The sequence below is a fragment of the Streptomyces oryzae genome (assembly GCF_017676365.1).
Lineage (GTDB): Bacteria > Actinomycetota > Actinomycetes > Streptomycetales > Streptomycetaceae > Streptomyces > Streptomyces oryzae.
On sequence record NZ_JADKMA010000066.1, the window covers coordinates 22,955 to 33,900 of the forward strand.

The window sequence follows — 10,946 nt, forward strand, 5'->3', positions numbered from 1 at the left end:
AGCCGTGCGGTACTTCCTTCGGTACGGCCGCTGCCGGGCTCCCGGTCGTCCCTCAGCCACGGGGGGTGAGGGACGACGGGCCGGCAGGCGGTCAGCCGCGTGCGGACTCGATACGGAACAGCTGGTGGCGGGCCGAGGTACAGCGCTGGGCGACAACTTTTGAGCCCTCGGCGGTGACGGGACGCGCGACGCCGACGCAGCGGCCGTCCTCAGCCCGCAGCGTGTAGGCGTCCTTGCCCAGTACGCGCACCAGGCGGAAGTAGTCGGTCCGCTCGCATGCGTCCCAGGGCTCCAGGAGGTCCTTGCCCGGTCCCGAGCCGAGAACCTTGAGGCAGCCGGTGCCGAACTCGGAGTGGTGCCACTGGATGCGATAGCGGTTGCTGTCGCTGCCCGGCCCGCGCGTGAGCCGGGTCGTCATCGGCTGCGTCTGGTCACAGGGACGCTGCACGGCGACCTGCGACGTATAGCGCTTGTCCGGGACCAGTCCGTCGGTGACACACAGCTGAGGGGCGGAGAGGGGACGCACCCGGACCGCGCCGCGTGGAACGTCGGTGGCGGCGGTGCCCGCTGCGGCGGCGTCAGCGGAGGACTCCTTCGCGGCGTCGGTGACAGCCGGGGCACGGGAGGACCCGGCCTTGTCGTCACCGGACCCGGCACCACGGGTGCCGAGCACTCCGGCCGTGGCGGCGAGCAGTACGGCGACCGCGAGCGGAACCAGCAGCCGGGGCCGCAGCGAGTGCCGCGGCAGTCGTCGGATACGGGGAGCACCGGTGGCGGTCGCCGGTGTGCCGGCAGCGTCGGCGGGAGCACCGGTGGCCGAGGCCGACGCGGCCTCCGCCCGGTCGGCGCCCGCAACACCGGCACCGCTCGCAGCGGCTCCGCCCGGGGAGCCGACGGCCGCGTCGGCCTCGCGCTGGGCGAGGGCGTCACGCAGCTGGAGCCAGGTAGCCAGACGCCGCTCGTGACCGCAGGCCCGGACGAACGCGGCGAGCAGCTCGGGCCTGGGAAGCCTCCGGCCGCTCAGCATGGAGGAGAGAGTGCTGCGCGGAAGGCAGTCACCGGCCGCGGCAGCCCGCTCCTCCAACTGCCGCAGCGTGAGACCCGACGCCTCCTTGAGCTGCCGCAGGCAGTCCAGGAACTCGGAGACGTCCTGAGCATGCGGTAACCCGGTCCTCTCCTGGGAATCCATGCGGTACCCCTATCAGACCCGTGCCCGGCTGACCACTGGCGTGCGGCGCTGCCGCCGCAGCTCCTCCCGGGCAATTGGGGGAAGTACGACGGCCGGAACGTCGGCGACCGTGGCCGCGCGACTACGAAGAATCGCGGCGCGTACGCTGGACACATGGCTGACCCGAAACAATCCGAGCTCGACGCCCTGTACGAGGACGCGAACGCGGGCGTGATGGAAGCACGGCAGCGCGTCCGCGACGCCGCGGCCGGGAAGGACAGTGCCCGGCTCGACACCGCTCTGGACGAACTGGAAGCGGCGCTGGCCCATCGAGAGGCAGCGCGGCTCCGGACTCGGGAAGACGCCTGGATCCTCACGGCGCTGGGAGCGGCGAACGCGATCGACCCGGAGTTCCACGGCGGCGAGAACCCGACGCAGGCGTCCGCGGCCGACGAGGACACCGACGACGACACACCGCTCGCCAGCTGAACCGCTCCCCGCTGTCTCCCCACTCCCACCCCTCTCCGTCTCTGGCCCCATTCCTCCCCCAGCCCGTCCCCCAGACCTCCGCCCCTGCCGTCTCGCTGCGGCAGGGGTTTCGCGTCTCCCTGCGGCAGGGGTTCGCTGGTGCTCCCGCAGTCCCTGCCGGACCCGCCAGGCCCCGCCGATCTCGAAGAGAGCGGCGAGTACCTGGCCGGCCGCGGGGGGCCGACTGTCGGACCAAGGTGGCAGGATCGGCATCCATCACCAACGTTGAACGGCCAACGCCGCCCTTCGACGCCGACGAGCGCGCGACCTTGGAGGGCTGGCTGGACTTCCACCGGGCGACGCTGGCCACCAAGTGCGAGGGCCTGACCGAAGAGCAGCTGCGCAGCACCTCCGTTCCGCCCTCTCCGCTGACGCTGCTCGGCCTGGTCCAGCACATGGCCGAGGTCGAGCGCAACTGGTTCCGCCGCGTGCTGATGAGCGAGGACGCTCCGCCTATCTACCCGCCCCGGTCCGCCGACTCGGGCGGCACGACGACGGGCAGGCCCGCGCCAACTGTGCCACCCGGAAGTTGGACGACACCGCACCCTTCATGGGTGGCCAGGTGAGCCTCCGTTGGATCTACACCCACATGGCCACCGAATACGCCCGCCACAACGGCCACGCCGACTTGCTCCGCGAACGCATCGACGGCACCACCGGCGTCTGACCCGCGCACCTTCCCCTTGTCCCCCGGGGCGGCGCTGCCCCTGCCCGCCTCCCCCGGCTGCGGGCGCACTGTGCTTGCAACCGCGTTGGGAGCTCTCGGCCCAGCGCCAGAGGTCAGGGCGCCGGCCGGTCCAGCTCCCGGCCGATCGCGGCACGCACGGCGTCGTGCCGCGGGCCCAGCGCGTACTGCTCGTCGGTCCACTTCTCCCGCGGATACAGCCACACCGGTCTGCCCACGAGGCCGGCCGGCTCCCAGGCGAACCGCGGCCACACATGCGCGTGCAGGAAGGGGTCGGTGTTCCCCAGGATCTCGAGGTTGATCCGGAGGAAGGCCGGGTCCAGCCGTGCGCAGGCCCGTTCGACGGCTTCACCCAGCTCGTCCATGTCGGACAGGAACGCCAGCCGCTTCCGCCGCGGCAGCTCGGACAGCCGCCGCACCGCGGGGTCGTCCACCAGAAGCAGCGAGTAGCCCGGAAGGAACTGCACATCGCCCACCACCGCGAAGCCCGCTTCCAGCCTCCGTAGCACCGTCGGGTTCTCGCCCCGCAAAGCGCTGCCGATTCGGTCCTTTCGCCAGTCGTCCGTCATGAACAGCGACTGTATCCAGCACCGTTCGCCCGCTCCCCCCGCTCGCTGGCGGTCGGGGAAAACCGTTGTCGCGGGTGGCGGCCGGAGGCGTAGGTTCGGGGGATGGGGTTCGGGAATGCGGCGACGCGGCGGTCGCATCATGTGTGTGTGGACTGCCGGGCGTCGTACAAGCGCAATGGGGAGCCGGCGCCGTGTCCCGGGTGCGGGCGGGTGCTCACGGATGCGGGGGTGCAGTTGGCCGTCCCGCCGAGGCGGGACCGCGACGGCTGGCGGGCGCTCGCGGCCGTGCTCGACGCGGGGCTGCGGTTTCATCCGAACTGCCGGTGCTGCGACGACGGTCCGGGGCACCGGCCGCGGACCATGCGCGAGGTGCGCGAGTGCGTCGAGGTGTCCGCGCGTACGGGGCTGCCGCTGGCGGAGGTCCTCGCCATGCCGGATCCGGTACGGGCCTACGAGCAGTAGCCCGCGCGGGGCGGACGCGGCCAGGCCAGGGCCCGGAGCGGCGAGTCAGCCGTGTGGCCGGTCCCAGCGGTGCGGGTCGTCTTCCAACTCGGCGCGGTTCCAGCCGCCGTGTTCGGCCGCCGCCTCGTAGGTGCTCTGGAGGAAGTCGGTCAGCAGCCGGTCCGGGTCGTCGGCGGTGCGTACTGCTTCGTACGGCAGCAGGAACTGGCCGTTCTGCTCGCTGTAGAAGGCTCCCGGCACCCGGACGGGGTGGTCCCGGAAGCCGTCCGGCTCGGGGTAGGCGTAGGAGTAGAAGGCGCCCTCCTCGCCGCCGGGCCAGAAGCCGCAGCTGCTCAGTTCCCTGGAGTAGCCCTCCACCATCACCCAGTCCCCGCAGTGCGGCGCCCCGCCGGGGTGGGTCGGCGCCGGGCGGCCCGAGAACCGGGTGCAGGCCAGATCCATGGCGCCCCAGAAGAAGTGCACGGGCGAGACCTTGCCGACGAAGCGGGCCCGGAACTGCCCCAGCACCCGGTTGGCCTGGAGGAGCTGGCGCCAGAACAGGTGCGCCGCGCGCGGGTCGTACGAGGCGTGGACGGTGTCCTCGGCGAACGGGATCGCCTGCTCCACCTCGTTGGGCCAGGGCTGGATCGGGGTGTCGACGCCCAGCTCGTGCAGGGCGCGCACCACCTCGTCGTAGAACCGGGCCACGGATTTGGGCTCCAGCTCCAGCCGGCGCACGGTGCCCTCGCTGGTGCGGATGCCGAGCTGGTGGTCGATGAAGTCGAACTCGATCTCGAAGGCGCCGGTGCCGTACGGGATCGTGGATGTCGACAGCCCGCGCGGGGTGACGTAGAGCGTCACCTGCCACCAGTGGTTGACCAGCGGAGCGTGGGCCAGCCGCATCTTGCCGACGACCTGCGTCCACATGTGGAGGGTGTCGCGGGTGCCGGTCCAGTCCGCCACCCTGAGCTTGGGCCACGCGCTGCGCGCGTCCACCGTCATCGGCTCTCCCACTGCCCACCTCCTTCGCCGCCCTCCCCCGATGGTGGGGCCGGTCCGCCGGGCCGACAACTCGGGAGGCCGCGCCCAGCGGGAACCGGGCGGTACGGCGACCATCCGCAGCCCGCAGGGGGCGCAGCGTGAGGGCGCGGCTCAGTGTGCCGGGGTGAGGTCGCCGGTGAGCGGGACGGCGGGCACCCGGTCGTTGGTGACCAGGGTGAGGCGTGGCCCGCTCGGTCCGGGCTGCCACTGGCCCCCGGCCAGCGGCAGCAGGGCGACGTTGGGCGTGGGGCCCCGGGTCCAGTCGAGGGTGCCGGCGACGGTGTCGGTGCGGGTCTTGGCCAGCGCACGGGCGACGGCGGCGCGGTCGGTGGGGTCGGCAGCGACGGACAGCGCATGGCGGGCGACCTCCAGCAGGGCATGGGCCAGGCCGAGGGGCTGGAGCCAGAGCTGCCCGGTCTCCTCCTGGTAGGCCTGGGCCAGTTCGGCGCAGGTGGTGCCGTCCAGACTGGAGCGGTAGGGGTGCTTCGGACTCCAGTAGACCAGGGTGGCGACCCGCGCTCCGGCCAGTTCCTCGTGCACTTCGGGTGCGCGTGCGGTGTGGGTGTGCGGATAGGTCAGCCAGCGCGAGCAGGTGACCAGCCGCGGCACCGGCCCGGCGGACCGGGCCTGGCGGAGGAAGAGCGCGAGGTCGGCGGCGGTGGCGGCGCTGGTGAGGATCTCGGCGTCCTGCTCCCGGAGCCGGGCCAGATGCGGGCCGAAATCGGTGGCCGGTTCGCGGTAGCCGCCGGGGTCGACAAGGGTGTGCCCGCGCGCGAGAGCCGCCGGGGCGAAGCCGAAGCGTTCGTGGCGCAGCAGTTGCCCTTGCAGGCTCTCGTTCCACAGGCAGCCGACGGTTCGCGGCGCTCCCAGCCGCTCCCACATGTCGGCGAAGACGCCGGCGATGTCGTCCAGCCCCCAGGCGAAGTGATAGGTCCAGCGGAAGGCGCGCAGCGGGTCGCCCCCGCGTGCGTATCCGTACGCCTGCCAGGGGAAGGTGGTCGACACGCACGGCACCCCGAGCTCTTCACAGGCGTCGGCGGCGGCAGGCAGCACCTGCGTACCTGCCATGGTGAGGACGATGTTCGCCCGCTCGTCCGCGGCCAGGTCGCGGACGGCCCGGCGGGCGCCCTCGGGGAGCGAACGGCTGTCGCGTACGCGGATGCGTACGTCGTAGGCCCGCCCGCCGTTGTGCAGCCGCGCCATCCTGCGCGCCGACGACCGTACGGCGAACGACAGAGGTTCGCCCAGCGGCGCGAGCCGGCCGGTCAAAGGTGCCACCACACCGATGCACAGCCGCTTCGCTGCCCCGGCCATCGCCACCACCGCTCTCCTGCTGCCGTACGGAAACCGCCGTACGGAACAACGCGCAACGGGGCGCCGGGTACGGCCCCGGAGGGCTGAATCCCCCCGAACGGTGCAATTCCGCTCCTCGGCGGCCAAGTTCCGGTTGTGCGGCAGGCGTTGTGGAGGCGCACTGATGGGGACATACTGCCTGGAGAGCTGAAAAGGGCGTCGATACGGGGGTATTGCGCATGGCCGCATGGATCGTTTTCGGGGTGTTCCTGCTGGTGGCCGTCGCGCTCATCACCCGGTGGACCATGAAGCCGCCCAACCTCCATCCGCGCCGTTACGGACGCCAACCGCCCGGCGCCCCTTACACCGGGCACCCGTGGACAGCGGGCGAGGACGCGGGCCCGGCGAGCAGTGGCGGCGGGGCCTCCTGCGGGAGCGGGGCTTCATGCGGAGGCGGGGGCGGCGGAATCTGACCGGCTCTTCTGGTTCCCCGCGTCACACGCGGGCTGCCTCGGTCAGGACGAGCGGCGGCGGATCAGCTCTGTGGGGAGCACCAGCCGGGACCGGCCGGCCGTCTCGTCCGGGCCCTCGGGACGGCGCTGCCCCGGGGCGTGTTCGTGGGCACCGGCCATCAGATCCAGCAGCATCCGGACCATGGCGCGCCCCATCTCCTCGATGGGCTGCCGTACGGTCGTCAGCGGCGGATCCATGTGCCGGGCCACGGCCGAGTCGTCGAACCCGACGAGCGCCACGTCCCCCGGCACGTCCCGCCCGGCTTCGCGCAGGGCCAGCCGGGCACCTGCGGCCATCACGTCAGAGGCGCAGAAGACCGCATCCACCTCCGGGTCCCTGCGCAGCAGTTCGAGCATGCCGCGATGTCCGCCCTCCTCTGTGAAGTCGCCCTCTACGACGAGGCGTTCGTCCGGGGAAGGTCCGCTCGCCCGGTCCGCCGCGCGGAGCGCTTCGTGGTAGCCGTCGAGCCGGCAGCGGGCTCCGTACATGTCCAGCGGTCCGGTGATGGTGGCGACCTTCCGGCGGCCCCGTCCGATCAGGTGCTCGACGGCCAGCTGCGCGCCGAGGAGGTTGTCCGAGTCGACGTAGGGCAGTTGCTCGTCGTGCGAGCGGCGGCCGCTGAGCACCGCGGGCATGCCGACGTCCCGTAGCAGGTCGGGCAGCGGGTCGTCGCCGTGCACCGACACCAGCAGTACGCCGTCCACCCGGTGCGCGGCGGCGTAGTGCGCGAAGCGTTCCCGCCCCCGCTGGTCGCGGATCAGGGTGAGCAGCAGCTGCATGTCGGTGTCGCCGAGCTCGGTGCTCACCCCGCGCAGGATCTCCGAGAAGTAGGGCTCGGCGAACAGCCTGTTCTCCTGTTCGGGCACGACGAGGGCGATGGCGTCCATGCTTCCGGCGGCCAGCGCCCTGGCGGCCCGGTTGGGGACGTAGCCCAGCTCCGCCACGGCGGCCTGGACCGCTGCCCGGGTGCGCTCGCTGACCCGCGGGGAGCCGTTGATCACCCGGGAGGCCGTTCCCCGGCCGACGCCCGCCCGCGCGGCGACCTGTTCCAGGGTCGGTCCGGACTTCGCCGGTCCGGACTTCCCGCCGCCTTCCGCGCGGGCTGCTGGCATGGACGCGTCCTCCTTCTTCTTCCCCTGCGGGTCGCTGTCTTGCCGTTCTCGCTGACGGGCCCATTGAACTACATCACGATCGCCTCGGCTCCGGGAGCGCTCCCTCGGCTCCAGCCCTTGACGCCGGGCGTCCCCTCGCGCATGCTGCTCAGCATGATGGGAGCGCTCCCATACGCGGCACCGTGCTGCGCCCGGGAGCGGCTCCCTGCTCGACGCGGGTCCGGGAGGGACGGCACAGCCATGCGTACGACCAGCAAGAGAACCAAGCGGAGCCCACTCCGCAGCCGGCCCGTCACCTACGGCCTCGCGGCCGTGCTGGGGGCGGGCTTACTCGCCGGGTGCGCCGAGGACAGCGGCGGCTCCGACAGCGGCGACGGCAAGACCACCGTTTCGGTGGGGGTGTTCGGTGTCTTCGGCTACAAACAGGCCGGACTCTACGACGAGTACGAGAAGCTCCACCCGGACATCCGGATCAAGGAGAACTCGACAGAGCGCAACGAGGACTACTACCCGGCCCTGCTCAACCATCTCTCCGCCCGCAGCGGTCTGAGCGACATCCAGGCCGTCGAGGTCGACAACATCAACGAGATCGCCGGCCTGCACGCGGACAGGCTCGTGGACATGGCCAAGGTCGAGGGCGTCCGCAAGTCCGACTGGCTGGACTGGAAATGGAACCAGGCCAAGGCCGAGGGGGGCCAGGTCGTCGGTCTGGGCACGGACATCGGCCCGATGGGCGTCTGCTACCGCAAGGACCTGTTCAAAAAGGCGGGCCTGCCCACCGACCGGGAAGCGGTCGGCAAGCTGTGGGCGGGCGACTGGGAGAAGTACGTCGAGACGGGCGAGAAGTACATGAAGTCGGCGCCCAAGGGCACCGCGTTCACCGACGGCGCCGCCGGTCTCTACAACGGAGCCGTCTCCAGCTACCCGGTCAAGTACTACAACGCCGACGGCAAGCTGGTCTACAAGAAGAGCAAGGGCGTCCGCGAGTCCTGGGACCTGGCCATGCGCGCCATCAAGGGCAAGATGACCGGCAGGCTCAAGCAGTTCGACAAGGAGTGGGACCAGGCGTACGCCAACGGCGACTTCGCCAGCGTCGTCTGCCCGCCCTGGATGCTCGGCTACATCAAGGAGAAGGCCGGCGACAAGGGCGCCGGCAAGTGGGATGTGGCGGCGGCGCCGAAGCCCGCCAACTGGGGCGGCTCGTTCCTGACCGTCCCCAAGGGCGGCAAGCACGAGAAGGAGGCCGTCGAGCTGGCCAAGTGGCTCACCGCGCCGAAGCAGCAGGCCAAGCTGTTCGAGAAGCAGGCCAGCTTCCCCAGTTCGCAGGCCGCCTACGCGCTGCCCGAGGTCAAGGACGCCAAGCACCCGTACTTCGGCAAGGCGCCGATCGGGAAGATCTTCTCCAAGGCGGCCAAGGGCATCCCCACCATCCCGCTCGGCCCCAAGGACCAGGTCATCAAGACGACCATCTCCGACATCGGCATCCTCCAGGTCGAACAGCAGGGCAAGAAGCCCGAGGACGGCTGGAACGCCGCGGTGAAGAAGATCGATGACGTCGTCGAGGACTGAGCCCCTCCCCCGCGTCGGGGCAGCCGGGCGTCCCCGGCCGGCCGACGGCGACCGCGAGCGCTCCACCGAGCGCCGCGGACGCCGCCGCCACCGGTGGGACGCCCGGTGGAGCCCTTACGCCTTCATCGCACCGTTCTTCGTCTTCTTCGCCGCCTTCGGGCTCTTCCCGCTGCTGTACACGGGCTGGGCCTCGCTGCACCGGGTCTCGCTGCACGACCCCACGCACATGGAGTGGGTGGGGATGCGGAACTTCTCCCGGCTGCTGGAGGACGATTTCTTCTGGAACGCCCTCCAGAACACGCTCACCATCGGCGTGCTGTCGACGGTGCCGCAGCTGTTGATGGCACTGGGCCTGGCCCATCTGCTGAACTACAAGCTCCGCGGGTCGACGTTCTTCCGCGTCGCCATGCTCACCCCGTACGCCACCTCGGTCGCCGCCGCGACGCTGGTGTTCACGATGCTGTTCGGCCGTGACTACGGGATGATCAACTGGGGGCTGGGCCTGGTCGGTGTCGAGCATATCGACTGGGAGAACGGCACCTGGACCTCGCAGCTGGCCGTCTCCTCCATCGTCATCTGGCGGTGGACCGGCTACAACGCGCTGATCTACCTCGCCGCCATGCAGGCCGTTCCTGACGACCTGTACGAGTCGGCGGCGCTGGACGGTGCCAACCGCTGGCAGCAGTTCCTGCACGTCACCATCCCCTCGCTGCGGCCGACGATCCTGTTCACGGTGGTCGTCTCCACCATCGGGGCCACCCAGCTCTTCGGTGAGCCACTGCTGTTCGGCGGCTCGCAGACCGGTGGCGGCTCGCACCAGTACCAGACGCTGGGGCTGTATCTGTACGAACAGGGCTGGTTCGACTTCCAGCTCGGCCGGGCGTCCGCCATCGCCTGGACGATGTTCCTGATCCTCATTGTGATCGGCCTGCTGAACTGGCTGATCGCCCGACGTCTCAACAAGACCCACTGAAGGGGGCGGGACATGCTGCCGACCACGGCCCAGCGCCGCACCCGTACGGCTGCTGCGACGGCCACTGCTCCGGCCGCCGGGAGCGCAGCGGGACAGGGCGCCCGCGAGCCCGGCGGGCCTGCGTCCCGCCGGGCCACCCGCAGGGCGGGCAGCGCCGGCCGGCACCTGCACGCGGGGCGGATCACCTACGGCATCCTGCTGCTGTTCACGGCGGGTTCGCTCTTCCCGCTGATCTGGACGGCCATCGCCGCCTCGCGCGACAACCAGCGGCTGGCCGAGACCCCGCCGCCGTTCTGGTTCGGCGGCAATCTGTTCGCCAACATGACCACCGCGTGGCAGGACGCCAACATGGGCAAGGCGCTGCTCAACACCACGTTCGTGGCGGGCAGTATCGCGCTGAGCACCGTCCTGTTCGCGACCCTCGCCGGATACGCCTTCGCCAAGCTGCGCTTCCGCGCGAAGAACGCGCTGCTGATGATGGTGATCGGCACGATGATGGTGCCGCCGCAGCTCAGCGTCGTACCGCTGTTCATGGCGATCGCCGAACTGGAGTGGACCAACCAGCTCCAGGCGGTGATCCTGCCGATGATGGTCAACGCGTTCGGTGTCTTCTTCATGCGGCAGTACCTGGTCAACGCGCTGCCGACCGAACTGATCGAGGCCGCGCGGGTGGACGGCGCGCACAGCCTGCGCATCGTGTGGCACGTCGTCTTCCCCGTGGCGCGGCCCGCGATGGCCGTGCTGGGGATGCTGACGTTCGTGCTGGCCTGGAACGAGTTCTTCTGGCCGATCATCGCGCTGACCCAGGACAACCCCACGGTCCAGGTCGCCCTGACCGGTCTCGGCCGCGGGTACATCCCCGACGAGTCCGTCATCATGGCCGGCGCCCTGCTGGGCACGCTGCCGCTGCTGGTCGCCTTCGCCCTGTTCGGCAAGCAGATCGTCGGCGGCGTCATGCAAGGAGCCGTCAAGGGCTGACCGGATCCCGTGCGGTCCGGGGCGTGGGACCCGGTGCCGCACGGACCGGAGCCGTGAGGGAGACCGTGTGGGGCGG

Annotated in this window: 11 protein-coding genes and 1 pseudogene; 7 read left to right on the forward strand and 5 right to left on the reverse strand. The window is 71.1% G+C overall.

Going from position 1 to position 10,946, the window contains the following annotated elements:
- Positions 1-91 precede the first annotated feature (91 nt).
- A complete protein-coding gene (locus ITI46_RS15130) occupies positions 92-1,189 on the reverse strand; it encodes a helix-turn-helix domain-containing protein (RefSeq protein ID WP_209240058.1) in 1,098 nt (365 codons plus the stop codon).
- Positions 1,190-1,342: 153 nt separating this feature from the next.
- Here ITI46_RS15130 and ITI46_RS34810 point away from each other — a divergent pair, with 153 nt between their 5' ends.
- Together ITI46_RS34810 and ITI46_RS15140 are read left to right on the forward strand one after the other, a co-directional pair.
- Positions 1,343-1,657: a hypothetical protein gene (locus ITI46_RS34810; protein ID WP_247746014.1), complete on the forward strand. Its 315-nt coding sequence runs from the start codon at positions 1,343-1,345 to the stop codon at positions 1,655-1,657.
- A gap of 254 nt (positions 1,658-1,911) precedes the next feature.
- Positions 1,912-2,363: pseudogene (locus ITI46_RS15140) on the forward strand (DinB family protein).
- Between the two features lie 113 nt (positions 2,364-2,476).
- Here ITI46_RS15140 and ITI46_RS15145 read toward each other — a convergent pair.
- The gene (locus ITI46_RS15145) at positions 2,477-2,950 is read right to left on the reverse strand and encodes an HIT family protein (protein WP_209240059.1); all 474 of its coding nucleotides are present in this window, start codon (positions 2,948-2,950) and stop codon (positions 2,477-2,479) included.
- 210 nt (positions 2,951-3,160) lie between these two features.
- Between ITI46_RS15145 and ITI46_RS15150 the strand changes: the two genes are divergently transcribed.
- The gene (locus ITI46_RS15150) at positions 3,161-3,412 is read left to right on the forward strand and encodes a hypothetical protein (RefSeq protein WP_247746015.1); all 252 of its coding nucleotides are present in this window, start codon (positions 3,161-3,163) and stop codon (positions 3,410-3,412) included.
- A gap of 45 nt (positions 3,413-3,457) precedes the next feature.
- Here the strand turns inward: ITI46_RS15150 and ITI46_RS15155 are convergent, their stop codons facing one another.
- Together ITI46_RS15155 and ITI46_RS15160 are read right to left on the reverse strand one after the other, a co-directional pair.
- A complete protein-coding gene (locus ITI46_RS15155; protein WP_209240067.1) occupies positions 3,458-4,393 on the reverse strand; it encodes a DUF5996 family protein in 936 nt (311 codons plus the stop codon).
- 150 nt (positions 4,394-4,543) lie between these two features.
- Positions 4,544-5,746, reverse strand: coding sequence for an ABC transporter substrate-binding protein (locus ITI46_RS15160; protein ID WP_209240061.1), 1,203 nt, complete (start codon positions 5,744-5,746; stop codon positions 4,544-4,546).
- Positions 5,747-5,964: 218 nt separating this feature from the next.
- Between ITI46_RS15160 and ITI46_RS15165 the strand changes: the two genes are divergently transcribed.
- Positions 5,965-6,198, forward strand: a complete 234-nt coding sequence (locus ITI46_RS15165) for a hypothetical protein (RefSeq protein ID WP_247746016.1) — start codon at positions 5,965-5,967, stop codon at positions 6,196-6,198.
- A gap of 42 nt (positions 6,199-6,240) precedes the next feature.
- On the opposite strand, the gene ITI46_RS15170 is transcribed toward ITI46_RS15165, so the two are convergent.
- Positions 6,241-7,350: a LacI family DNA-binding transcriptional regulator gene (locus ITI46_RS15170; protein ID WP_209240062.1), complete on the reverse strand. Its 1,110-nt coding sequence runs from the start codon at positions 7,348-7,350 to the stop codon at positions 6,241-6,243.
- 240 nt (positions 7,351-7,590) lie between these two features.
- Between ITI46_RS15170 and ITI46_RS15175 the strand changes: the two genes are divergently transcribed.
- Genes ITI46_RS15175 through ITI46_RS15185 form a run of 3 tightly spaced genes read left to right on the forward strand, consistent with a single transcriptional unit; the run spans position 7,591 to position 10,870 of the window.
- Positions 7,591-8,919, forward strand: coding sequence for an ABC transporter substrate-binding protein (locus tag ITI46_RS15175; RefSeq protein WP_209240063.1), 1,329 nt, complete (start codon positions 7,591-7,593; stop codon positions 8,917-8,919).
- Entirely contained in the window at positions 8,900-9,892 is a 993-nt protein-coding gene (locus ITI46_RS15180) for a carbohydrate ABC transporter permease (RefSeq protein WP_209240064.1), read from the forward strand. Before ITI46_RS15175 ends, ITI46_RS15180 begins: the two co-directional genes overlap by 20 nt.
- 12 nt (positions 9,893-9,904) lie before the next feature.
- Positions 9,905-10,870, forward strand: a complete 966-nt coding sequence (locus tag ITI46_RS15185; protein WP_247746017.1) for a carbohydrate ABC transporter permease — start codon at positions 9,905-9,907, stop codon at positions 10,868-10,870.
- Positions 10,871-10,946: the final 76 nt, after the last annotated feature.